A 20,601-nucleotide genomic window follows, 5' to 3' on the forward strand; every position below is an offset into this window, starting at 1 on the left:
AAATCAGACAGAATTGGCGCACCCGACAGGATTCGAACCTGTGACCTCTGCCTTCGGAGGGCAGCGCTCTATCCAGCTGAGCTACGGGTGCCTTCAGGATCGGTGATCCCAAAAACGAACCAGCCGGTAAACCGGCCAGCCACGGCTTCTTAGCGGAAGCAGGCGCCGGCTTCAACGGGCAATCGCCAGCGGGCTCAAGTTGCCGTAGCAGCCCGGGGGAGACAGACACCGTCCCGTCCGGCGCCACCGCCTGCTCATTCTGTCACGGAAAGCACTGCCTTGCCGCTGATGCTGCGCTGCCGCAGCGCGTCGAGGGCCTGGGCTACGTCCCGCCACGGCACGGTGAGGACCACCCGCGTTTCGAGCCGGCCGGCTGCGATCAGCGCGAGCAGCGAGGCGATGTCGGCGCCAACCTCCGGACCGGAAGCGTAGTAGGCGAAGGTCTGCAGCCGCGCACCTTCGTGCCCCGGAACGAACTGGCGGAAGCCGATGGGCGTGAGTTCGCCGCTGCTCGAGCCGAACGTGACGACGGTCCCGCCGGGCGCGATCCGTTCGATCGCGTGGGCGAGGCTATCGCCGCCCACCGATTCGGTGATCAGCGAGAACAGTCCTTCGGCGAGCTCGATCGTTTCGACGACCCGCTCGGCTCCGAGGCCGCGGAGATCCGCGGCATGACGGGCAGCGGCGACCGCCACCACCGACGCGCCCTGCTGACGGGCGATCTGGATCTGGAAACGGCCGACCGCGCCGCTTGCGCCGGTAATCAGCGCCCGCTGGCCGGCCAGGTCGCCGCCGAGGCGCAGGGTCCGCAGCGCGGTCGTGCCGGCGACCGGAACAGTGGCGGCGGAGACGAAGCTGACGTCGTCCGGCAGGACGGCGAGGTGGTCGGTCGGAACGGCGACCCGTTCGGCCCACCCGGCCTCGTCGACCAGAGCCGCAACCCGGGCGCCGACGGCCGGCCCGGAGCCGTCGGCCGCGGTGCGCTCGACAATTCCGGCGACGTCCTGGCCAGGCACCCAGCCGTTCGGACGGATGTTGAGCAGGCGCAGTTCGCCGCGGTTCAGCGAGACTGCCCGGACCGAGACCAGCGCCTCATGCGGGGCGGGCTCGGGCTCACCAAGCTCGGCGAGCCGCAACCCGGTGGCGCTGTCGGAAGATGTGACCAAGGCGAGCATTGGTATCGTCCCTTCTTGCTGCGTGGCGGACGTCAGCCTGTTTTCGTGCGCCGGGCTTGTTGGTCCGACGTTCAGAACGCAAGCAGGGCATGACTAGATGGAAGCCCGCCTGTCGGCTTCTGAGTTACTCATCCCTAAACTATCGACTTTCCTGTTTGAGTAATTTAGATATCTTGGCAGTCGATCGCTAAAATCAGTCAATATGAGACAGCCTCTCCGCTACCCCTGGCCTTTCGATCCGGATGATGTCCTCGCCCCGGCAATCGCCGTGCGCGTCGACGTTACCGAAACCGGGGCGGAGGTGCCGGACCATCGCCACCGCAAGGGGCAACTCGTCTTCGCGCTGGGCGGCGGCGTCACATGTCGCGTCCCCAGCGGCCTGTGGATGGTGCCGCCGCATTGCGCGGTGTGGATTCCCGGCGACATGGAGCACAGCAATATCGCGACCGCCAACGCCCGGATTTTCTTCGTCTATATCGAACCGGGAGCTACCGACCTGCCGGACCGGTGCTGCACGCTTTCGATCACGCCGTTGCTGCGCGAGCTCATCATAGAGCTGACGGATCGCGTTGAGGACGATGACGCGAGGGGCGAGCTCCTGACCAGCGTACTGCTATCCGAATTGCCGCGCATGCCTGTCCAGCAGCTGCATTTGCCGATCTCGTCCGAGCCGCGCTTGAGGCGCATCGCGGCGGCGTTCGCGCAAGATCCTGCCGATCGCAGCACCCTGGCGGAATGGGCCAGTCGCGTCGCGCTCAGCGAGAGCAGTCTCGCACGTCTCGTGGTGAAAGAGACAGGGCTGACCTTCGGGCGCTGGCGCCAGCAACTGCACCTGATCGTCGCGATGCGCGAGCTGGCCTCCGGCGCCAGCGTGCAGCAGGTTTCGGCCGATCTCGGTTACGAATCGGTCACCGCCTTCATCACCATGTTCAAGAAAGCGCTTGGCAAGCCGCCGGCAAAGTATCTCAGCAGTGTCGCGCAAAACGGCGGTTCTGCGTTTGTCGCCTGAACCCGCACGCGGTCAACACTCGGACTTCAACTGTCACTGCTCCTCGGCATACAGCAGCCGCGTCTTTGCCTCGGAGGTCGGCAACAGGCTGCGCTGGATCAGCGCCTCTACGTGGTCGTTGCGCTGGCGCGCGCTGTCGGCGCCCATCACCACGATGATCAGCCTGTGCCCGTCCGCATTATAGGAGGTGACGATGTTGAAGCCCGAAGCCCTGATGTAGCCGGTCTTGATGCCGTCGACCCCGCGCACCCGGCCGAGCATGTCGTTGTGGCCGCGCACCAGCCTGCCGCGGAACATGAAGTCGCTTTCAGAGAAATAGTGGAAATGCTGCGGGAAGCGGGCGTGCAGCGCCATGCCGAGCACCGCCATGTCGCGCGCGCTGGTGTGCTGGTCGCCGTCCGGCAGGCCCGAGGCGTTGCGGAAAACGGTGCTGCTCATGCCGATCTGGCGCGCCTTGGCAGTCATCATGCCGGCGAACGCCGCTTCGCTGCCGCCGAGATATTCGGCAACGGCGACCGCCACGTCATTGGCCGATTTGACGACGACGGCGCGGATCGCCGAATCGACGTCGATGGTCTCGCCGCGCCTGAACCGCAGCTTGGTCGGCGGCTGCCGGGCGGCGTTGTCCGACACCGGAATTTGCGTCTCCTTGCTGATGCGGCCAGAATCCAGCGCCTCGAACAGAAGGTAGAGCGTCATCATCTTGGTCAGTGACGCCGGATAACGCGGCGCCGTCGAATTGACCTCGAACAGCGTCTTGCCGGTGCCGGCATCGATGACCATGGCGGCATATTTCTGCGGCGGCGCCGGTACCGCCAGCACGCTGTCGGGCGGCGTGACAGTCGTGCAGCCGGCAGCAAACAGCAGCAGCGCCAGCACAGCGACGCATTTGTGGATGGACGAAAAGAACCGGAAGGCGGACAAGTTAGTTCCGAAGGCAGGCAGTTTCTGAGACGAGGCGAAGCTATCTTAACGCAAAGGCACAGTCCATTTGGTTAATATCGGTCTGGCCCTCGAACGGTGCCCTGTCCACAGGCCGACGTGGCGCCGCCTGATGTGAATTGCCCGCCACCGCGCTTGCGCAACCGGCGGCGAGTGGGCTTTGCTGCGCCGGCAGAATCGGGCCGCCGGAATCGGGCTGGCAGAATCGGTAGGTGCACATGGATACGGTCACGATCACGGCGAAGGGCATTTCGGTATCGGTCGATCTTGCCGTCGGCCATCTCGCCGACATGACGGTCGATATCGATGGCCGCCGGCTGAAGCCGCTGCATCGCGCACCCTGGGTCGGCGAGCCGCGCGAAATGCTGCCGAAAGACCTGCCTGAAGGGACGGTCCACCTGTCCGGCGATTTCCTCTGCGCGCCGTTCTCGATCAGCGACGTCGAAGCGGCACCTTTGCATGGCTGGCCGGCAAATAGTCGCTGGGACGTCGTCGACAGCGCGGCAACGGCCGACGGCTGGCGCGCCGTCTTCCGCCTGCAGCGCCCGGTCATGGGCGCAACTGTCGACAAGATCCTGACCTTGCGCGACGATCATCCCTTTCTCTATCAGGAGCACGTCTTTTCCGGCGGCGCCGGCGCCATTCCCGTCGCCCACCACCCGATGACGGTGATGACGGCCGGCGGCAGGCTGGCCTTCTCGCCCAAGCGCCTTGCCGCAACGCCGAGTGAGGCGCCGGAGCCCGATCCGGCCCGCGGCCGCTCGTTGCTCGCCTACCCGGCACGAACCGCCGACCTGACGCGCTTTCCCGCCGCCAACGGCGGCACGATCGACCTGACCACCTATCGCATGGACCAGATGCGTGAGGACTTCGTGACGCTGGTCGAGGCCGATCATGGCGGGCCGGGCTGGACCGCGCTGGCGCGCCAGGCGGAAGCCGATCTCGTGCTGGTGCTGAAGAACCCGGCCGAACTGCCGGTCACCATGCTGTGGGTCAGCAATGGCGGGCGCGATTATGCGCCATGGAGTGGCCGCCACCGCGGCGTGCTCGGCATCGAGGACGGCCGCACGGCCGTCGGCCACGCCGCATCGCTCGGCGACAATTGGCTGAAGCGCGAAGGCGTGGCGACCGCCTTTGCCCTTTCCGAAGGGCGCCGCTTTTCGTTCCGCCATGTCATCGGCGCACTGCCATGGCCATCCGGCGAGCCGCCGCACGACGTCGCGACCTCGCCGGGCCGCATGCGCATCCTGGCGGCTGACGGTGCCGTGCGCGACATCGGCTTCGACAGCGACTTCCTGCGGATCGGCCAAGCCAGGCCCGATTGAAGGCCTGGCACAATCCGGCGTTTGAAATTTCCGAAAACTGCCGCCAAAATGCGTCAGAACCATCGTAAGGGCCCAATGTCAGAGATCGCCCATATCGCGGCTGCCATTTTTAAGCGCGCCGGCAAGGCACCGCGCTTCATCGTTGCCATTGCCGGTCCGCCCGGCGCCGGCAAATCGACATTGTCGGCAGGCTTGCACGACTTGCTGCCGGAAGGCACGGCGGAAGTCGTGCCGATGGATGGCTTCCATTTCGATGATGTCGTTCTCGAGCGGCGCGGCCTTCGCGCGCGAAAAGGCGCCCCGGAAACCTTTGATTTTGCCGGCTTCGAAGCGCTGCTGAAGCGCATCCGCGCCGGCGAGCCGGATATCGCCATCCCGGTCTTCGACCGCAGCATGGAGCTGTCGCGCGCCGCCGCTGCGATTGTCGCCGCCGACACCAAATTCATTCTGGTCGAAGGCAATTATCTCCTGCTCGACGAGGAACCCTGGACGCGGCTGGCGCCGCTGTTCGACTTCTCGATCTTCGTCGATGTGCCGCGCGCCGAGCTCGAGCGCCGACTGCTGGCGCGATGGCACGAGCACGGCCGCTCCGACGAGGACGCGCGCGCCTGGATCGCCTCTAACGATATGCCGAACATCGACCGCGTGCTTGCCCGTCGGCGGCCCGCCGACCTGGTGGTCGGCGACCTGGCCTGACTTGCAAGGAACCACCCGGCCGGAACCTTGACAGTTTCAGGCCGTTATCCCGGACACGGCAATTGTGCCCATGAGGGAACCGTTCGATGGAAACCATGGCAAGAAAGCCTGCGCCCGCCAAGGGCAGGGCAACACGATCAAAAGCAACTCGAGCGAAAACCAGCGCCGGCCCGGCAGCGGCGGCCCGCTCCAAGGATGCGGCAAAGCCCAGCTTTGGCAAGGCAGCGCCGAAGAAGGTGGTGCCTGCCGCGGCCAAAGCCGCTGCACCCAAGCCCAAAAGATCGGCAAGCAGCAGAGGATCGATCGCAGGCAGCGCAATGCGCACTGTTAAAGCAACGGCCAATGTCGCCGCCGGTGCCGTGCTTGCCACCGCCAAAGGTGCGGCGTCGCTTGCTGCTTCCGTAGTCGGCAAGGGCGGCTCAAAGCGCCGGACCAAGGCAAAATAGCCGAGCGGAATCGACGTAAGATCAGCTTCTGGCCGGAATGGTGAGGCCCCTCTGCACCGCCGGCCGGGCGAGGCCACGCTCCAGCCATGCGCCCACGCTGGGGAAATCATCGAAACCGACGAGTTCCCGCGCCTCGTAGAAGCCGATCAGATTGCGCACCCACCCAAGCATCGAAATATCGGCGATGGTGTAATCGTCGCCCATGATCCAGCTGCGGCCCTTGAGCCTCGTTTCGAGGACGCCGATCAGCCGTCGCGACTCGTCGCGATAACGTTCCAGCGGGCGCTTGTCGGCGATTTCGCGCCCAGCGAATTTGTGGAAGAATCCGACTTGGCCGAACATCGGCCCGATCGAAGCCATCTGGAAGAACACCCACTGGATCGTCTCATAACGCAGCGTCGCGTCTGCCGGGACCAGCTTGCCGGTCTTGTCGCTGAGGTAAAGCAGGATGGCGCCGGATTCGAACAAGCCGATCGGCTTGCCGCCCGGGCCGTCCGGATCGATCATCGCCGGTATCTTGCCGTTCGGGTTCAAAGACAGGAATTCCGGGGTCCAGCTCTCGTTCTTGCCGATATCGACGGCATGCGGCTCGTAAGGCAGGCCAAGTTCCTCCAGCGCGATCGATATCTTTACCCCGTTCGGCGTCGGAAACGAATAAAGCTGGATGCGGTCGGGGTGGCTCGCCGGCCAGCGCCTAGCAATCGGAAACGCGGACAGATCGGTCATCGAAACTCCTGGTGGGGGACCGCGCCGAGCGGCACGGTCATGGCGGGTCGCAGAGAGTTAGGAGCGACGCCTGGCGCGATCAATATGCGCATGGAAAGTTTCGCCGGCCCCGGTGAAGGACCCGCAAGGGGTGCGGTCACACGGCCTTGACCGCCAGCACCGCATTGGTGCCGCCGAAGGCGAAGCTGTTGCTGATCGCGGTGCGCACGGTGCGTTCGCGCGCCACGTTCGGCGTGATGTCGAGATCGCAGTCGGCGTCGGCTTCCCGATAATTGGCGGTCGGCGGCACGATGCCTTCGCGGATCGCCATCACGCAGGCGATCATTTCCAGCGCGCCGGAGGCGCCGAGGCAGTGGGCGTGCATCGATTTGGTCGAGGACACCGAAAGCTTGTAGGCATGGTCGCCGAACACGCGTTTGATCGCCGCCGTCTCGATCTGATCGTTGGCCTTGGTGCCGGTGCCATGCGCGTTGAGATAGTCGACGTCCTCGGGATTGAGCCCGGCATCGACGAGGCAGAAGCGCATCGCCGCCTCAGGCCCTTCGATGGTTGGCGCGACGATATCGGAGGCGTCGGCGGAAAGGCCGACGCCGGCGATTTCGGCAAGGATGGCGGCGCCGCGCGCCATGGCATGCTCATATGTTTCCAGCACCACCATGCCGGCGCCTTCGCCGAGCACGAGCCCCTGGCGGTCGGCCGAAAACGGCCGGCAGGTGTCCGGCGACAGTACCCGCAGGGCCTCCCAGCCCTTGAGGATGCCCCAGACCAGCGGCGCATCGGTGCCGCCGGCGACCATGACGTCGGCCCGGCCGAGCCTGATCTGATCGACCGCCGAGGCAATGGCGTGGTTGGATGACGAGCAGGCAGAGGTGATGCCGAACACCGGCCCGCGCAGACCAAGATTCATGCTGACATGGCCGGCTGCAGCGCCCGGCATTACTTTCGGGACGGTGAAGATGCCGGCGCGGTTCTTGCCTTCGAGCAGGATGGCGCGATAGTTCTCTTCGATTGCCTCCCAGCCGCAGACGCCGACGCCGACGATGGTGCCCATCCGGTAGGTGTTGGCCGCGTGCGGGTTCAATCTCGCCTGCTGTGCCGCCTCCCGCGCGGCGATCGTCGCCAGAAGGCTGAAGCGGTCCATCGACACGACCTGCTTGCGGTCGATGCCGTGCTCGGGAAGCGCCTTGATTTCGCAGCCGACCTTGACCTTCAGATCATGCAGCAGCGGATTGTCGATCGCGCCGATTGCCGAACGGCCGGCGCGCATTTCATTCCAGATTGCCGGTGCATTGGTGCCGAGCCCGCATAATCCGCCGATGCCCGTGATGACGACGCGCTTGTGCATTCAGTCAGGCTTTTTTCGCGATCAGCGCGCGAACCGCCTCGACCATGTCGCCGACATTCTTCAGATTGCTCCAGGCATCGACAGTGTTCATCTCGATTTCGATGCCATACTCTTCCTCGAGATCGAAGATGATCTCCGTCAGTTCCAGCGAATGGATGCCAAGGGCGGTCAGTTCGGTACTGGTGGTGATTTCCTCGCCGCCCGGCTCGGCATGAGCCTTGATCTTGGCGATGATATCGTTTGCCAGCTGGTCAGCCATTCGGTTTCTTCCCCAACTCTGTCGTTTCCCGACGCCAACTGATCAGCGCCCCTTTTGTCCTCGATTACGTCGTCATCGTCGCCTTTTACCCCCGCCAGGCGCCGGTGACCGTACCAAGGTGGCTCCCTCTATAGAAACCGAAACGCTGTCAAGCAACAAGCTATATATCGACAAAGCCGCCGCAGTGCTTAACGTTGGTGTCGTGGATACGATCGCATATAGCTTGACTTCAGTGCCGCCGGCCCAGCGTGTTGCCGGCGTCGCGCGGCTTGGCTGCGACTGGAACGGAGGCCGCACGCGTCTTCGGCGTCTGTACCAGGACGGTTCGGCCAAGATCCGCATGCCGGCGGTCTCGGCCGATCCGCTCGAAGCCGTCCTGATCAACACCGCCGGTGGGCTGACCGGTGGCGACCGTCTCGCCTGGGAGGTCGATGTCGGTGCCGGCGCCTCCGCAACCATAACAACGCAGGCCTGCGAGAAAATCTATCGCGCCGCATCCGACCGCGCCGAAGTGCGGGTGCAGCTGACTGTCGGAGAAGACGGCCACATTGCCTGGCTGCCACAGGAAACCATCGTCTTCGACCGCTCGGCCTTTGCCCGCAGCCTTGACGTGGAGCTTGCCACCGGAGCCGAGGCGCTGATCCTGGAGGCTACCGTCTTCGGCCGCCTGGCCATGGGTGAACGGGCTTCGCAAGGCCATTTCCACGACCGCTGGCGCGTCCGCCAGGACGGGGCGCTGGTCCATGCAGAGGAGTTCCGCATCGGGCCGGACGTTGCGGCCACCTTGAGCCGTCCCGCAGCGGCCGGCGGTGCCGTCGCCGTGGCGACGCTGCTGATGGTGTCGCCACGGGCAGAGGCTTTGCTCGAGCCGGCCCGGGGCATAGTCGGCGGCCAGGGCGGCGTCAGTTTCTGGAGCGTGCGGAAATCTGGCAAGCTTCTTGCGAGGCTGTTCGCCGAGGACGGCTACCAGCTCCGCAAGCGGCTGGTGCCGCTTGTCGAATTGCTCAACGGACGGGCGGGCCTGCCCAAATTATGGTCACTCTGATTTCGATTTTGCCACCGCAGGAAAAAGCATGAATCTGACGCCGAGGGAGAAAGACAAGCTGCTGATCGCCATGGCGGCGATCGTGGCCCGCAAGCGGCTCGAACGCGGCGTCAAGCTCAATCATCCGGAAGCGATCGCGCTGATCACCGATTTCGTCGTCGAGGGTGCCCGCGACGGCCGCGCGGTCGCCGAGCTGATGGAGGCCGGCGCCCATGTCGTCACCCGGGCCCAGGTGATGGAAGGCATTGCAGAAATGATCCACGATGTGCAGGTCGAGGCGACGTTTCCAGACGGCACCAAGCTGGTGACTGTGCACGAGCCGATCAGATAACACCGCCAAGGAGAGGAAAATGCTTGAGCTGCGTCCCAACTGCGAGTGCTGCGACAAGGATCTGCCGCCCGATGCGACGGATGCGGTGATCTGCACCTTCGAATGCACCTTTTGCGCCGACTGCGCACAAAACGTGCTCGGCGGCGCCTGTCCGAATTGCGGCGGCAACTTCTCGGCCCGCCCGATCCGTCCGGCAGCGCTGCTGACGAAATATCCGGCCTCCACCAAGCGCGTCCTCAAGGCAGAGGGCTGCGCTCCGGCCCGCAAGGCGGCGTGAGAGGTACTCGAAGATGGAAGCTACGCCGATGATCACCGCTACGATGAAACGCTCAACGCTGTCGGCGGTCCTGCTGCTGGCGGCAGCAATGCCAGCCTATGCCCATGTCGGCGTCGGCACGGTTTGGTCCTTCACCGCCGGCTTCTCCCACCCGCTCTCCGGCCTCGATCACATGACGGCGATGATTGCCGTCGGGCTATGGGCCGCGCTCAAGGGCGACAAAGCGATCTGGGCATGGCCGCTGGCCTTCGTAAGCGTCATGCTGGCCGGCGGCGCGCTCGGCATGCTGCATGTGCCGATGGTCTTCGTCGAGCCTGCTATATTGGCGTCCGTCGTGGTGCTCGGGCTGCTGGTTGCGCTCGCCGTCGATCTTCCCGTCTCGGCCGGCGTTGCCGTCATCGGTCTGTTCGCGCTGTTCCACGGCTATGCCCATGGCACCGAGGTGCCTGAGAATGTCGGCGGACTCGGCTATATGGCGGGCTTTGCCGTTGCCACGGCACTGCTCCACGCCGTCGGCATCGCGGCCGGTCTCGGCCTCGGCTGGCGCTTCCGCGGGCTTGCCCGCGCCGCTGGCGCCGCTTGTGCCGCGATTGGCGCCGGCCTCGCTTTCGGCGTCGTGTGAGGCCGCGATGATCCCCGGCGAAATCATCACGGCAAGCGGCGAGATCGAACTGAACAAGGGTCTGGCGACGGTCACCTTGAAGGTAGCCAACAGCGGCGACCGGCCGATCCAGGTAGGCAGCCATTATCATTTCTTCGAGACCAATGAGGGACTGAGATTCGATCGCGACAAGGCCCGCGGCATGCGCCTCGACATCGCCGCCGGCACCGCCATGCGCTTCGAGCCCGGCCAAGAGCGCGACGTTACCCTGGTGCCGTTCGGCGGCAAGCGCGAGGTCTACGGATTTCAGCAGAAGATCATGGGCGCGCTGTGAGATCGAAGGCGTTGAGCAGTTTCGGCTCAGCCGGGCGGCTTGGCCGCCGCATAGATGACGACCTTTCCCGGATCGTCGAATTCCACCGCCAGAACGTCCTCGGTTTGCACTCGCCGCGAATCGATGGCGTTGAACAGCAATGCGTTCGCCTCGATCTCCTTGCGCAGCTCGGCGATGTCGTCCCGATGCTGCCTGACCTTGTTTTCGATCGCCGGCGGCGGGCCGCCTTCGGTGCGCGCGGCATCGGTAAGAAACACGATATCGACCTTGTCGAGCTTGGATGTCTTGCGCACGGCGGCGATGTTTTCACGCGTGCGGTCGATCGCCGAACTGACCTTGCCGGCTTCCGCATTTGTCTGGGTCTCTTCCTGGCCGACCTCCGAGCCGACGATCCGGTTGACGGTCTCGGCGCTGTCGAGGCTCTGCGCGTTCAGCGCGGCGTGCGGAATGCTGGCTGCCAGAAACGCGGTCGCGGCAATCCCATGCAGCCATCTGGTGTCGGAGAAGGTGGTGATCGCCATCGCTCGTTCTCAGGGTCCTTTTCGAGGCTCGTGTCAGGGCGACAGGACCGAAACGTAACGTCCCCCGTGAAGGTTCCCTTTGCGATGCGGCGGGCTGGCCGGGCGCCGGCCCGCCGCCTCGTCTCGTCAGCTCGCTTTCTTGGTGATCAGCGTCAGCGCGCCATTGGTGCTCATGCTGGCGGCGATCACCTGCGCCGAGGTGAGCCCCTTGGCTTCGAGCGCGGATTTGACCTGCGGTGTCGCGTCGATCGAGCCGCGCAGTTTCTGCAGGTCGGCATCGCTGCGCTTGGCGATCACCTCGTTGACCTTGGCTTGAGTGTCCGCGGGCAGATCCTTGATATCGACGACGTTGATCGCCTGGATGGTGGGCGCCTGCGGCTGCGCCCCGGGCGCGGCAGGAGCAGGCGCAGCCGGCGCCGGACTGGGCTGCTGCGCAGGCTGTTGCTGGGCGCTGGCGGCGGTTGCGAGCACCAGCGTGGCGGCGGCTGCCAGAAGGGTCGTTTTGCGCATGGATGTTCCTTTCCATCGATTGGCAAATGGTCGTTTTGGGGTGGCCCGGCCACCTCAAACGCTAAATGGGATCGGAAAGTGTCGCTCAGCGGGTCATTGCGTGACCATAGGATGGCGGCAATGTGGGGCCCGGCTTCGACAAGCGGTATTTCCGGGCTGTATTTCGGGAGCAATTGCTGATGGCTAAAATCACCCGCGCCGCCTACGCGCAGATGTACGGCCCGACCGTCGGCGACAAGGTCCGGCTCGCCGACACCGAGCTGTTCATCGAGGTCGAAAGGGATCTCACTCTTCACGGCGAGGAGGTGAAGTTCGGCGGCGGCAAGGTCATCCGCGACGGCATGGGCCAGAGCCAGGTGTCGCGCGCGCAAGGCGCGGTCGACACCGTCATCACCAATGCGTTGGTCGTCGATGCCACCGCCGGTATCGTCAAGGCAGATATCGGCCTCAGGGACGGCCGTATCGCCGCGATCGGCAAGGCCGGCAATCCGGATACCCAAGGCGGCGTCACCATCATCATCGGTCCCGGCACCGAGATCATCGCCGGCGAGGGGAAGATCCTGACCGCCGGCGGCTTCGACGCGCATATCCATTTCATCTGCCCGCAGCAGATCGAGGAAGCGCTGATGTCGGGCATCACCACCATGCTCGGCGGCGGCACCGGCCCGGCGCACGGCACGCTGGCCACCACCTGCACGCCTGGGCCGTGGCATCTGGCGCGCATGATCCAGTCTTTCGACGCCTTCCCGATGAATATCGGCCTGTCGGGCAAGGGCAACGCGTCGCTGCCTGCCGCGCTCGAGGAGATGGTGCTCGCCGGCGCCTGCTCGCTGAAGCTGCACGAGGACTGGGGCACGACGCCGGCTGCAATCGACTGCTGCCTGTCGGTCGCCGACGATTACGACGTGCAGGTGATGATCCACACCGACACGCTGAACGAGTCCGGCTTCGTCGAAAACACGGTCGCGGCGATCAAGGGCCGCACCATCCATGCCTTCCACACCGAAGGCGCCGGCGGCGGCCACGCGCCTGATATCATCAAGGTCTGCGGCCTGCCTAACGTCATTCCGTCCTCGACCAACCCGACACGCCCCTACACGATCAACACGCTGGCCGAACACCTCGACATGCTGATGGTCTGTCACCATCTGTCGCCGTCGATCCCCGAAGATATCGCCTTTGCCGAAAGCCGCATCCGCAAGGAAACCATCGCCGCCGAAGACATTCTGCACGACATCGGCGCCTTCTCGATCATCTCGTCGGACAGCCAGGCCATGGGCCGTGTCGGCGAAGTGGCGATCCGCTGCTGGCAGACCGCCGACAAGATGAAGCGCCAGCGCGGTTCGCTGCCGCAGGAGACCGGCGACAACGACAATTTCCGCGTCCGCCGCTACATCGCCAAATACACCATCAATCCGGCCATCGCGCATGGCCTGTCGAAGGACATCGGCTCGGTGGCGGTGGGAAAACGCGCCGACCTCGTGCTGTGGAATCCGGCCTTTTTCGGCGTCAAGCCGGACATGGTGCTGATCGGCGGCATGATCGCCGCCGCCCCGATGGGCGATCCCAACGCCTCGATCCCGACGCCGCAGCCGATGCATTACCGGCCGATGTTCGGGGCCTACGGCAAGGCGATGACCAATTCGTCGGTGACCTTCGTTTCGAAGGCCGCGCTCGACGCAGGCCTGCGCGGCAGGCTCGGCGTCGACAAGCAGATGGTCGCGGTCGAAAACACCCGCGGCGGCATCGGCAAGCATTCGATGGTGCTCAATGACGCCACGCCGCATGTCGAGGTCGACCCCGAAACCTATGAGGTCCGCGCCGACGGCGAACTCCTGACCTGCGAGCCGGCTTCCGTGCTGCCGATGGCGCAACGCTACTTCCTGTTCTGAACCATAGGCGTTAGAACGACCGATGTAGAACATGCCGCGCCAGGCTTATGGACCCGCAACTCCCCTACGCCCACGACATTTTCCCGCATATCCGCATCGTCCTGGGCATGGTGATCGGCCTCGGCGTCACCCGCCTGCTGTCGGGGGTCGCCCGCATCGTCCAGCATCCCGGCCAATACCGGCTCTATCCCGTGCACCTCGCCTGGGTTGCGTCGGTGCTTTTAATGCTGGTGCATTTCTGGTGGTGGGAGTTCGGCCTGTTCCAGATCGAGAATTGGACCTTCGGCAAATACCTGTTCATCATCTTCTACGCCGTCACGCTGTTCCTGCTCTGCGCACTGCTGTTTCCGGATTCGATGCTGGACTACACCAGCTATGAGGATTTCTTTTATTCGCGCCGTGCCTGGTTCTTCGGCCTGCTGGCGGCGACCTATCTGCTCGACGTGATCGATACGCTGCTGAAAGGGCCGGAGCATTTCGCCCATTTTGGCGTCGAATATCTGATCCGCACGCCGGTTTTCGTCGCGCTTTGCGTCATTGCGATCCTGCTGCGCGACCGCCGCTTTCACATCGCCTTTGTCGCCGGCGCGCTCGTCTATCAGATATCGTTCATCCTGCGGCTCTTCGACACGATCGTCTGAGCCCCATTGGGGCGGCGGACGCGATAGGCTAGGCTTTTTGGGAGAGGCAGTTTTTACATGAAGCTCGATATTCGCACCGACTTCACCAAATTCCCGCGCGCCGTCTCCGTCCTGGCCGCGGGCGAAGCCGGAACCACCACGCCATACGACAGTGCGGTGCTTGCCCATGACGAGCGGCATCTGCGCCGTCGCGCCATCGAAACGGCCCGTAGCGACAAGGTGCTGGTCGACCTGCCCGAACCGGTGACCTTGAACCATAGTGACCGGCTGGTGCTGGAGGATGGCCGCCACATCGAGATCATCGCGGCCGAGGAGGCGCTCTACGACGTCCGGGCCAGCGACCCTGTCCATCTGGCAGAGCTTGCCTGGCACATCGGCAACCGCCATCTCGCAGCCGCCATCGAAGCTGGGCGCATCCTCATTCTGCGCGACCATGTCATCAAGGCGATGCTGGAGGGATTGGGCGCCACCGTTAGCGACGTCTCCGAGCCGTTCAAGCCGGTGCGCGGCGCCTATTCCGGGCATGGCGGCCACGGCCACGCTCATGCCGAGGCGCATGCGCACAGCCACGCCGAAGCGCATTCCCATACCCATAGCGAATCGCATTCCCACAGCCATTCGCATGACCATGACCATGACTGACCAGCCTTCCAACGTTGCCCAGCCTTCCAATATTGCTTTGTTGCGGCTGATGGCGTGGCTGTCGCCTTCCTTCCCGGTCGGCGGCTTTTCCTACAGCCATGGTCTCGAGCAAGCCGTGCATGCCGGGCTGGTTGCCGACAGCAAAGAGCTCGCCGCGTGGCTGGAAACGCTGGTCGAGATGGGTTCGGGCTGGAATGATGCGGTGCTGTTTGCCGAAAGCTGGCGCAGGGGGCGCGAAACCGGCGATCTCGATGAAATCGTCGCCCTTGCCGAAGCTCTGGCAGGCTCGCGCGAGCGCCATGCCGAGACCATGCTGCAGGGCGCTGCTTTCCTGAAGGCGGCCTTCGCCTGGCCGTGCCAGGTGCTGGATCGCCTGCCGGCCGAATGTGCCTATTGCGTTGCCGTCGGCGCCGTTGCCGGCGATCACGGCATTGCGCTGCGGGACGCCCTGGCGGCCTTTCTGCAGGCCTTCTTCTCCAATCTCGTCCAGGCTGCGATCCGGCTTGGCATCGTTGGCCAGAGTGCCGCGATGACGCTACTGGCCGCCTTCGAACCGCTTGCCCTGGCGACGGCCGACCGCGCTGCCGGCTCGACCCTCGATGATCTCGGCGGCTGCGCTTTCATCTCCGACGTCACGGCGATGAAGCACGAGGCCCAGTATTCGCGGCTGTTCCGCTCATGATCGTCCTCGCTTTCGCGCTCTCGCTGGTCCTGCTGCTGATCACCACGCTGCATGTTTATTGGGGCATTGGCGGCATCCGGCCGGGCAGGGACGCTGCCTCCTGCGCCCGCGCGGTGGTCGGCTTCCGTGGCGTCGACGAAATGCCGGCGCCCTTCGCCAGCTTCGCCGTCGCCGCCTGCCTCGGCCTGGCGACGCTGTGGCCGATGGCGCTCGAAGGCGTGTTTGCCACGCCCTTTCCCAAGGCCGGGCTCGCCGCCACAGCGCTGCTCATCGCACTGGTCTTCCTGGCGCGCGGCATTGCCGGCTTCACGCCTTGGTGGCGCCGGCTGGCGCCCGAACAGCCTTTCGCGCGGCTTGATGTCAGCTACTATTCGCCGCTCTGTCTGTTGATCGGGCTCGGCTTCGCCATTCTTGCCATCACGGAGTTCCCTAGATGACACAAGCCAACGGTCCTCTTCGCATCGGCATCGGCGGCCCGGTCGGCTCCGGCAAGACGACGCTCACCGAAAAGCTTTGCAAGGCGCTGCGCGACGAGTTTTCCATCGCCGTCGTCACCAACGACATCTACACCAAGGAAGATGCCATGATGCTGGCCCGGCTTCAGGCGCTGCCCGAGGATCGCATCATCGGCGTCGAGACCGGCGGCTGCCCGCACACCGCCATCCGCGAGGACGCCTCGATCAATCTGCAGGCGATCGCCGAAATGACCAGAAAATTCCCGGATCTCGACATCGTCTTCATCGAATCGGGCGGCGACAACCTAGCCGCCACCTTCTCGCCGGACCTTGCCGACCTGACGCTCTATGTCATCTCGGTTTGCCAGGGCGAGGAGATCCCGCGCAAGGGCGGCCCGGCAATCACGCGGTCGGATTTCCTGGTCATCAACAAGAGCGACCTTGCGCCCTATGTGAACGTCAATCTCGACGTGATGGAAAGCGACGCTGCCCGCATGCGCGGCAAACGGCCGTTTGGCTTCACCGACCTGTCGCGCGGCAAAGGGCTTCAGGAGGTGATAGATTTCATCGTCGAGTATGGCGGGCTGAGAGCCGGCACTGCCACCAGCACGGCGGCATAGCAATCGCGTTCGCCTGCACCAAACGAAACCGGTTGCGCGCGTTCCAGTCGCGCGGCATCCTCGCCTCTTTCACGGAGGTTACGATGAGCATCGCCCGCCTGCAGAAGGAAGTGCTGACCAACCTGCCGTTCTATGAGGAGCGCGTCGATCTGGCTTGCGCCTTCCGCTGGACGGCGCGGCTCAACATGCACGAGGCGGTGGCCAATCATTTTTCGCTGGCGGTCAACGACGATGGCTCGCAATTCCTGATGAACCCCAACCAGGTGCATTTCTCGCGCATCAAGGCGAGCGATCTGCTTCTGATCGACGCCAATGATCCCGACACGCTGGTCGGCCCGAATGCGCCCGACCCGACGGCGTGGGGCCTGCATGGTGCCATCCATCGCAACGTGCGTCATGCACGCTGCGTCATGCATGTCCACTCGATCCACGCCACCGTGCTTGCCTCGCTCGCCGACTCGACGTTGCCGCCGATCGACCAGAACTCGGCGATCTTCTTCAACCGCCATGTCGTCGACGCTCATTATGGCGGGCTGGCCTTCGAGGAAGAGGGCGAGCGCTGCTCCCAGCTTCTTGTCGACCCGAAGGTCAAGGTGATGATGATGGGCAACCATGGCGTGCTGGTCATCGGCGACAGCGTCGCCGACACCTTCAACCGCATGTTCTATTTCGAGCGCGCCGCCGAAACCTATATCAAGGCGCTGTGGACCGGCCGGCCGCTGCGGGTACTGTCGGATGAGATCGCGGAGAAAGCGGCAAGGGAACAGGAAGACTATCCCGGCCAGGCCGAGCGCCACCTTTCCGAACTGAAGGCGATCCTCGACGAGCAGGAGCCTGCCTACCGGAGTTGAGCGCGGTCCCGCCGGGCCTGGCTTAAAGCCCGAGTTCGGCCCGCAATTCGCCGGCGCTGTTGATGACAATCGCCCCCGGCGGCCCCTCCATGGGCACCTCTGGCCAGAAAATCGTCTTCATTCCAGCTGCCAGCCCCGCCGTGGCGCCGGTCACGCTGTCGTCGACCGCCACGGCCTCGGCGGGATCGACGTCGGCCAACCAGGCGGCGCGCAGGAAAGGTTCGGCATGCGGCTTGCCTTCACGCACGTCGTTGCGGCTGACCGTCTTCATGCCGGGATATACGAGGCCTACGGCGCGCAGATTGGCATCGACGATCAGCCTGTCCGAGTTGGACACCACCGCTTGCGGCACGCCAAGCGCGAGCAGCTCATTGAAAATCTCGATCGCGCCGGTGCGTGGCGTCAGCGTTTCGGCCATCGGCAGATAGTGATCGTATTTGCGCACGATCCAGTCGTCGAAAGGCAGGTCGAGGCCGAACTCGTCGCGCAGCATTTCGTAGACCGGCCATGCGGCGATGCCGAGCACGCGCTCATGCAGGTCGGCCGGCGGCGCGATGCCGACGCTGTGCAGCGCCGCAATCAGCGCCGCCTCGTGCAGCGGCTCGCTGTCGACCAGCGTGCCGTCCATATCCCAGAAAACCGCTTTCGGCGTCATGCAAGGCTCCATTCTCAAAAAATTCCTTAAAGCGTTTAGCGCGCGAGATAAACCGCCGCGTCCCCCGCTAATGCATGTCGCGCAAAGTGTGCAGCGGTTTTGCAATGACGACATGCATAAAAAGGAACCTAAAACGCGTCGCATGAGGCCGATCGAACGCAACGCGCTTTAGAACCGGGATTGGTGCGACCTCGACAGTCTTGCTGTTGCAACGAGACTGGGTCGACCTGTCACTTCGCTCCAAACACCCAAGTTTCATCACTAAGCAATTGCTCTTACAATAGGCAATTGCGCGCAAGTTCATTCCCTGCGAAACTACTGCGCTCCGCCTCTTATGCTCGGCGGGGTTGGGAGGCAGGAACTTGAATTCGCGGCAGGACAGCGGCGGCAACAGGCTGGACGACGCGGCGCGTGCCGGCTGGCTCTATTATGTCGCAGGCAACACCCAGGACCAGATCGCCGCCACGCTTGGCATCTCGCGGCAGACGGCGCAGCGGCTGGTGTCGCTCGCAGTCTCCGAAGGGCTGATCAAGGTGCGCGTCGACCATCCGATCGCCAATTGCCTCGACCTTGCGGCACGGCTGAAATCGCGCTTTGCGCTCGATCTGGTCGAGGTGGTGCCGAGCGACCCTTCTTCTTCCTCCACCGTCATCGGCGTCGCCGAGGCGGCGGCGGCCGAGATCGAACGGCGGCTGGGGGCGCGGGTGCCTATGGTCTTGGCGATCGGCACCGGCCGCACGCTGAAGGCCGCGATCGAGCAACTGCCGCCGATGGAATGCCCGCAGCACAAAGTGGTGTCGCTGACCGGCAACATCTCGCCGGACGGCTCGGCGGCCTTCTACAACGTCATCTTCACCATGGCCGACAGGGTCAAGGCGCGTTCGTTTCCGATGCCTTTGCCGGTCATCGCTTCCTCGCCCGAGGAGCGCGAGATGCTGCTCAGCCAGCCGATGATCCAGCCGACGCTGGCGCTTGCGGCCGAGGCCGACGTCACCTTTGTCGGCATCGGCGATCTCGGCCCGAAGGCGCCGCTTTACGAGGACGGCTTCATTTCGGAGGGTGAATTAAAGGCGCTGCAGAAGGCCGGCGGCGTCGCCGAGATCGTCGGCTGGGTATTCGATCGTGACGGCCGCATGATCGAGGGCATCACCAATGATCGGGTGTCGTCGGCACCGCTGCCGTCGCGCGAAAAGTCGCTGGTGATCGCGCTTGCCATGGGCGACCGCAAGCTGCCGGGCATCTTCGCGGCCGTCAACCGGCGGCTGGTCAACGGCCTCATCACCGATGAGCGGACCGCCGCCGCCTTGCTGGCGGGCGCATGATCTCCGAGCCGCTGGCGATCATGTGAAATCGAAACGCACCTGAAGCCCCGATAAAACGAGCGTCACTACTGGTGCCGGCCGCAAGGATCGTTGCCGTCGAGAAAGCCCATGTCGCGCTGCAGATGCGGCGGCAGCTCCCGGACGTCGAGATAGGCCCGTTTCCGCGCCGCGTGCCTTGCCAACCCCCGCGCCAACCGTGAAAACCAGCCATGGGCTGGAGCAAGAAGCAGCTTTTCCTGTATTGTGGTCATGATCGTCAGCCTTCGCTATCCCTAGGCGTAATTGATCTTCAATACGGAATATCGGTAGGACCGGCCGGTGCCGCCAATCAAACGTCGATCACTGCCCATAAGGAGGGCTTATGCCGGAGCTCAATTCACGACAGCTGGTTTCGCAGCTTCCTCCGCTTCAGGCGATCCGGGTGTTCGAGGCGGTGGCGCGGCATCTCTCGTTCACCAAGGCCGCCCAGGAGCTTGGCATGACGCAGGCGGCGGCAAGCTATCAGATCAAGCTTCTGGAGGAGCGCATCGGCGCGCCCCTGTTCTTGCGCCAGCCAAAACAGATCGTGCTGACCGAACCCGGCCAGCGCCTGGCGCCCGCGGTCAGCGAGGCGTTCGCGCTGTTGAGCGGCGCCTATGCCGCCGCGCGCACCGGCGCCGACGGCGTGCTTTGCGTTTCGACGCTGCTGACATTTGCCTCCAATTGGCTGGCGCAGCATCTCGGTTCGTTCCAGGTCGCGCATCCGTCGCTGGCGGTGCGCGTCGATACTTCGAACAGGGTTGTCGACTTTGCCAGAGAGGATATCGACATCGCCATCCGCTCCGGCGGCGGCAACTGGCCGGGCGTCGAGACCCATATGCTTTTCAGGGCCGATTTCACGCCGGTCCTTAGTCCAAAGCTCGCGGCAAGCATCGGCGGCGTCAAGGAGCCGGCCGACCTGCTGCGGCTGCCGATCCTCGACCCGGGTGACATCTGGTGGCGGGACTGGTTTGCCGCCGCCGGCCTGCCGGTCGAGGAGCTGGCCAAGCGTCCCGGCACCAGCATGGGCGCGCAGGCCTACGAGGCCAATGCCGCGATTGCCGGCCACGGCGTGGCGATCGTTACCAAGGCGCTGTTCAAGACCGAACTTGCCGACGGCCGCCTGATCCAGCCCTTTGATCTGGTCGGTGACGACGGCCACGCCTATTGGCTGGTCTATCCGACGGCACGACGCAACGTGCCGAAGATCCGCGCCTTCCGCGATTGGATCCTGAGCGAGATCGCTTGCCAGTAGGCTGAATCCCAGCAAGCCCGAGCAAA

At 64.5% G+C, this 20,601-nt stretch carries 28 protein-coding genes and 1 tRNA gene; 19 read left to right on the plus strand and 10 right to left on the minus strand.

Features of this window, described 5'->3' with window-relative positions:
* Positions 1–14: 14 nt before the first annotated feature.
* Together NKI16_RS07805 and NKI16_RS07810 are read right to left on the minus strand one after the other, a co-directional pair.
* Positions 15–91, minus strand: a tRNA-Arg gene (locus tag NKI16_RS07805).
* 163 nt (positions 92–254) lie between these two features.
* Positions 255–1,175, minus strand: coding sequence for a zinc-binding dehydrogenase (locus tag NKI16_RS07810; RefSeq protein WP_352783003.1), 921 nt, complete (start codon positions 1,173–1,175; stop codon positions 255–257).
* A gap of 202 nt (positions 1,176–1,377) precedes the next feature.
* Between NKI16_RS07810 and NKI16_RS07815 the strand changes: the two genes are divergently transcribed.
* A complete protein-coding gene (locus NKI16_RS07815; RefSeq protein WP_352842736.1) occupies positions 1,378–2,184 on the plus strand; it encodes an AraC family transcriptional regulator in 807 nt (268 codons plus the stop codon).
* Between the two features lie 33 nt (positions 2,185–2,217).
* On the opposite strand, the gene NKI16_RS07820 is transcribed toward NKI16_RS07815, so the two are convergent.
* The gene (locus tag NKI16_RS07820) at positions 2,218–3,108 is read right to left on the minus strand and encodes a D-alanyl-D-alanine carboxypeptidase family protein (RefSeq protein ID WP_352782999.1); all 891 of its coding nucleotides are present in this window, start codon (positions 3,106–3,108) and stop codon (positions 2,218–2,220) included.
* 236 nt (positions 3,109–3,344) lie between these two features.
* On the opposite strand from NKI16_RS07820, the gene NKI16_RS07825 reads away from it, so the two are divergent.
* From NKI16_RS07825 to NKI16_RS07840, 4 genes are all read left to right on the plus strand, one after another.
* The gene (locus NKI16_RS07825) at positions 3,345–4,451 is read left to right on the plus strand and encodes a hypothetical protein (RefSeq protein WP_352701882.1); all 1,107 of its coding nucleotides are present in this window, start codon (positions 3,345–3,347) and stop codon (positions 4,449–4,451) included.
* A 75-nt stretch (positions 4,452–4,526) separates the two neighbouring features.
* Entirely contained in the window at positions 4,527–5,147 is a 621-nt protein-coding gene (locus NKI16_RS07830) for a nucleoside triphosphate hydrolase (protein ID WP_352637356.1), read from the plus strand.
* A 70-nt stretch (positions 5,148–5,217) separates the two neighbouring features.
* Positions 5,218–5,478, plus strand: coding sequence for a hypothetical protein (locus NKI16_RS07835; protein ID WP_352449495.1), 261 nt, complete (start codon positions 5,218–5,220; stop codon positions 5,476–5,478).
* Complete coding sequence (locus NKI16_RS07840; RefSeq protein ID WP_352782997.1) at positions 5,465–5,593, plus strand: hypothetical protein; 129 nt, start codon at positions 5,465–5,467, stop codon at positions 5,591–5,593. Before NKI16_RS07835 ends, NKI16_RS07840 begins: the two co-directional genes overlap by 14 nt.
* Positions 5,594–5,614: 21 nt before the next feature.
* On the opposite strand, the gene NKI16_RS07845 is transcribed toward NKI16_RS07840, so the two are convergent.
* From NKI16_RS07845 to NKI16_RS07855, 3 genes are all read right to left on the minus strand, one after another.
* Positions 5,615–6,319 carry a glutathione S-transferase family protein gene (locus NKI16_RS07845; protein ID WP_023677015.1) on the minus strand — a complete coding sequence of 235 codons (705 nt, stop codon included), beginning with the start codon at positions 6,317–6,319 and terminating at the stop codon, positions 5,615–5,617.
* 136 nt (positions 6,320–6,455) lie between these two features.
* The gene (locus NKI16_RS07850; protein WP_352842737.1) at positions 6,456–7,664 is read right to left on the minus strand and encodes a beta-ketoacyl-[acyl-carrier-protein] synthase family protein; all 1,209 of its coding nucleotides are present in this window, start codon (positions 7,662–7,664) and stop codon (positions 6,456–6,458) included.
* Positions 7,665–7,668: 4 nt separating this feature from the next.
* Entirely contained in the window at positions 7,669–7,923 is a 255-nt protein-coding gene (locus tag NKI16_RS07855; protein ID WP_023677013.1) for an acyl carrier protein, read from the minus strand.
* 223 nt (positions 7,924–8,146) lie between these two features.
* Here NKI16_RS07855 and NKI16_RS07860 point away from each other — a divergent pair, with 223 nt between their 5' ends.
* From NKI16_RS07860 to NKI16_RS07880, 5 genes are read left to right on the plus strand one after another with little or no spacing between them, the layout of a single operon-like run.
* A complete protein-coding gene (locus tag NKI16_RS07860; RefSeq protein ID WP_502896923.1) occupies positions 8,147–8,968 on the plus strand; it encodes an urease accessory protein UreD in 822 nt (273 codons plus the stop codon).
* A gap of 28 nt (positions 8,969–8,996) precedes the next feature.
* A complete protein-coding gene (locus tag NKI16_RS07865; RefSeq protein WP_023677011.1) occupies positions 8,997–9,299 on the plus strand; it encodes an urease subunit gamma in 303 nt (100 codons plus the stop codon).
* A 19-nt stretch (positions 9,300–9,318) separates the two neighbouring features.
* Entirely contained in the window at positions 9,319–9,576 is a 258-nt protein-coding gene (locus NKI16_RS07870) for a DUF1272 domain-containing protein (RefSeq protein ID WP_352697272.1), read from the plus strand.
* Positions 9,577–9,604: 28 nt separating this feature from the next.
* Positions 9,605–10,198 carry a HupE/UreJ family protein gene (locus NKI16_RS07875; protein ID WP_352697270.1) on the plus strand — a complete coding sequence of 198 codons (594 nt, stop codon included), beginning with the start codon at positions 9,605–9,607 and terminating at the stop codon, positions 10,196–10,198.
* Positions 10,199–10,205: 7 nt separating this feature from the next.
* Positions 10,206–10,511 (plus strand): urease subunit beta, encoded by a 306-nt coding sequence (locus NKI16_RS07880; RefSeq protein WP_023677008.1) that lies wholly within the window; start codon positions 10,206–10,208, stop codon positions 10,509–10,511.
* A 26-nt stretch (positions 10,512–10,537) separates the two neighbouring features.
* On the opposite strand, the gene NKI16_RS07885 is transcribed toward NKI16_RS07880, so the two are convergent.
* Together NKI16_RS07885 and NKI16_RS07890 are read right to left on the minus strand one after the other, a co-directional pair.
* Positions 10,538–11,032, minus strand: coding sequence for a hypothetical protein (locus tag NKI16_RS07885; RefSeq protein ID WP_023677007.1), 495 nt, complete (start codon positions 11,030–11,032; stop codon positions 10,538–10,540).
* A gap of 126 nt (positions 11,033–11,158) precedes the next feature.
* Positions 11,159–11,542 carry a hypothetical protein gene (locus NKI16_RS07890; RefSeq protein WP_023677006.1) on the minus strand — a complete coding sequence of 128 codons (384 nt, stop codon included), beginning with the start codon at positions 11,540–11,542 and terminating at the stop codon, positions 11,159–11,161.
* A gap of 179 nt (positions 11,543–11,721) precedes the next feature.
* On the opposite strand from NKI16_RS07890, the gene ureC reads away from it, so the two are divergent.
* The 7 genes from ureC to NKI16_RS07925 all read left to right on the plus strand — a co-directional run bounded on the left by ureC (position 11,722) and on the right by NKI16_RS07925 (position 17,325).
* Positions 11,722–13,434: an urease subunit alpha gene (gene ureC / locus NKI16_RS07895; protein WP_502896924.1), complete on the plus strand. Its 1,713-nt coding sequence runs from the start codon at positions 11,722–11,724 to the stop codon at positions 13,432–13,434.
* A 47-nt stretch (positions 13,435–13,481) separates the two neighbouring features.
* Entirely contained in the window at positions 13,482–14,075 is a 594-nt protein-coding gene (locus tag NKI16_RS07900; RefSeq protein ID WP_023677004.1) for a hypothetical protein, read from the plus strand.
* Between the two features lie 57 nt (positions 14,076–14,132).
* Entirely contained in the window at positions 14,133–14,717 is a 585-nt protein-coding gene (locus tag NKI16_RS07905) for an urease accessory protein UreE (protein ID WP_023677003.1), read from the plus strand.
* Entirely contained in the window at positions 14,698–15,399 is a 702-nt protein-coding gene (locus NKI16_RS07910; protein ID WP_031211833.1) for an urease accessory protein UreF, read from the plus strand. The genes NKI16_RS07905 and NKI16_RS07910 overlap by 20 nt, the downstream gene beginning before the upstream one ends.
* Complete coding sequence (locus NKI16_RS07915) at positions 15,396–15,836, plus strand: DUF3995 domain-containing protein (RefSeq protein ID WP_352588669.1); 441 nt, start codon at positions 15,396–15,398, stop codon at positions 15,834–15,836. Before NKI16_RS07910 ends, NKI16_RS07915 begins: the two co-directional genes overlap by 4 nt.
* Positions 15,833–16,474: an urease accessory protein UreG gene (gene ureG, locus NKI16_RS07920; RefSeq protein WP_352588667.1), complete on the plus strand. Its 642-nt coding sequence runs from the start codon at positions 15,833–15,835 to the stop codon at positions 16,472–16,474. Before NKI16_RS07915 ends, ureG begins: the two co-directional genes overlap by 4 nt.
* 83 nt (positions 16,475–16,557) lie before the next feature.
* Complete coding sequence (locus NKI16_RS07925) at positions 16,558–17,325, plus strand: class II aldolase and adducin N-terminal domain-containing protein (protein ID WP_352588664.1); 768 nt, start codon at positions 16,558–16,560, stop codon at positions 17,323–17,325.
* A 22-nt stretch (positions 17,326–17,347) separates the two neighbouring features.
* On the opposite strand, the gene NKI16_RS07930 is transcribed toward NKI16_RS07925, so the two are convergent.
* Positions 17,348–17,980: an HAD family hydrolase gene (locus NKI16_RS07930; protein ID WP_023676998.1), complete on the minus strand. Its 633-nt coding sequence runs from the start codon at positions 17,978–17,980 to the stop codon at positions 17,348–17,350.
* A gap of 362 nt (positions 17,981–18,342) precedes the next feature.
* Between NKI16_RS07930 and NKI16_RS07935 the strand changes: the two genes are divergently transcribed.
* Positions 18,343–19,302: a sugar-binding transcriptional regulator gene (locus tag NKI16_RS07935; protein WP_352922515.1), complete on the plus strand. Its 960-nt coding sequence runs from the start codon at positions 18,343–18,345 to the stop codon at positions 19,300–19,302.
* A gap of 65 nt (positions 19,303–19,367) precedes the next feature.
* On the opposite strand, the gene NKI16_RS07940 is transcribed toward NKI16_RS07935, so the two are convergent.
* Positions 19,368–19,553, minus strand: a complete 186-nt coding sequence (locus NKI16_RS07940) for a hypothetical protein (protein ID WP_254815832.1) — start codon at positions 19,551–19,553, stop codon at positions 19,368–19,370.
* 110 nt (positions 19,554–19,663) lie between these two features.
* Between NKI16_RS07940 and gcvA the strand changes: the two genes are divergently transcribed.
* The gene (gene gcvA, locus NKI16_RS07945; protein WP_292662413.1) at positions 19,664–20,575 is read left to right on the plus strand and encodes a transcriptional regulator GcvA; all 912 of its coding nucleotides are present in this window, start codon (positions 19,664–19,666) and stop codon (positions 20,573–20,575) included.
* Positions 20,576–20,601 lie beyond the last annotated feature (26 nt).

Source organism: Mesorhizobium sp. M0698, assembly GCF_040320455.1.
In the GTDB taxonomy this organism is placed as follows: Bacteria; Pseudomonadota; Alphaproteobacteria; order Rhizobiales; family Rhizobiaceae; genus Mesorhizobium.

What these genes read in the sequence shown, in the direction of transcription:
- NKI16_RS07810 (WP_352783003.1), bottom strand. Translation starts at nt 1,175, where the DNA reads ATGCTCGCCTTGGTCACATCTTCCGACAGCGCCACCGGGTTGCGGCTC.
- NKI16_RS07815 (WP_352842736.1), top strand. Translation starts at nt 1,378, where the DNA reads ATGAGACAGCCTCTCCGCTACCCCTGGCCTTTCGATCCGGATGATGTC.
- NKI16_RS07825 (WP_352701882.1), top strand. Translation starts at nt 3,345, where the DNA reads ATGGATACGGTCACGATCACGGCGAAGGGCATTTCGGTATCGGTCGAT.
- NKI16_RS07830 (WP_352637356.1), top strand. Translation starts at nt 4,527, where the DNA reads ATGTCAGAGATCGCCCATATCGCGGCTGCCATTTTTAAGCGCGCCGGC.
- NKI16_RS07835 (WP_352449495.1), top strand. Translation starts at nt 5,218, where the DNA reads ATGAGGGAACCGTTCGATGGAAACCATGGCAAGAAAGCCTGCGCCCGC.
- NKI16_RS07840 (WP_352782997.1), top strand. Translation starts at nt 5,465, where the DNA reads ATGCGCACTGTTAAAGCAACGGCCAATGTCGCCGCCGGTGCCGTGCTT.
- NKI16_RS07845 (WP_023677015.1), bottom strand. Translation starts at nt 6,319, where the DNA reads ATGACCGATCTGTCCGCGTTTCCGATTGCTAGGCGCTGGCCGGCGAGC.
- NKI16_RS07850 (WP_352842737.1), bottom strand. Translation starts at nt 7,664, where the DNA reads ATGCACAAGCGCGTCGTCATCACGGGCATCGGCGGATTATGCGGGCTC.
- NKI16_RS07855 (WP_023677013.1), bottom strand. Translation starts at nt 7,923, where the DNA reads ATGGCTGACCAGCTGGCAAACGATATCATCGCCAAGATCAAGGCTCAT.
- NKI16_RS07865 (WP_023677011.1), top strand. Translation starts at nt 8,997, where the DNA reads ATGAATCTGACGCCGAGGGAGAAAGACAAGCTGCTGATCGCCATGGCG.
- NKI16_RS07870 (WP_352697272.1), top strand. Translation starts at nt 9,319, where the DNA reads ATGCTTGAGCTGCGTCCCAACTGCGAGTGCTGCGACAAGGATCTGCCG.
- NKI16_RS07875 (WP_352697270.1), top strand. Translation starts at nt 9,605, where the DNA reads ATGATCACCGCTACGATGAAACGCTCAACGCTGTCGGCGGTCCTGCTG.
- NKI16_RS07880 (WP_023677008.1), top strand. Translation starts at nt 10,206, where the DNA reads ATGATCCCCGGCGAAATCATCACGGCAAGCGGCGAGATCGAACTGAAC.
- NKI16_RS07885 (WP_023677007.1), bottom strand. Translation starts at nt 11,032, where the DNA reads ATGGCGATCACCACCTTCTCCGACACCAGATGGCTGCATGGGATTGCC.
- NKI16_RS07890 (WP_023677006.1), bottom strand. Translation starts at nt 11,542, where the DNA reads ATGCGCAAAACGACCCTTCTGGCAGCCGCCGCCACGCTGGTGCTCGCA.
- ureC (WP_502896924.1), top strand. Translation starts at nt 11,722, where the DNA reads ATGGCTAAAATCACCCGCGCCGCCTACGCGCAGATGTACGGCCCGACC.
- NKI16_RS07900 (WP_023677004.1), top strand. Translation starts at nt 13,482, where the DNA reads ATGGACCCGCAACTCCCCTACGCCCACGACATTTTCCCGCATATCCGC.
- NKI16_RS07905 (WP_023677003.1), top strand. Translation starts at nt 14,133, where the DNA reads ATGAAGCTCGATATTCGCACCGACTTCACCAAATTCCCGCGCGCCGTC.
- NKI16_RS07910 (WP_031211833.1), top strand. Translation starts at nt 14,698, where the DNA reads ATGACCATGACCATGACTGACCAGCCTTCCAACGTTGCCCAGCCTTCC.
- NKI16_RS07915 (WP_352588669.1), top strand. Translation starts at nt 15,396, where the DNA reads ATGATCGTCCTCGCTTTCGCGCTCTCGCTGGTCCTGCTGCTGATCACC.
- ureG (WP_352588667.1), top strand. Translation starts at nt 15,833, where the DNA reads ATGACACAAGCCAACGGTCCTCTTCGCATCGGCATCGGCGGCCCGGTC.
- NKI16_RS07925 (WP_352588664.1), top strand. Translation starts at nt 16,558, where the DNA reads ATGAGCATCGCCCGCCTGCAGAAGGAAGTGCTGACCAACCTGCCGTTC.
- NKI16_RS07930 (WP_023676998.1), bottom strand. Translation starts at nt 17,980, where the DNA reads ATGACGCCGAAAGCGGTTTTCTGGGATATGGACGGCACGCTGGTCGAC.
- NKI16_RS07940 (WP_254815832.1), bottom strand. Translation starts at nt 19,553, where the DNA reads ATGACCACAATACAGGAAAAGCTGCTTCTTGCTCCAGCCCATGGCTGG.
- gcvA (WP_292662413.1), top strand. Translation starts at nt 19,664, where the DNA reads ATGCCGGAGCTCAATTCACGACAGCTGGTTTCGCAGCTTCCTCCGCTT.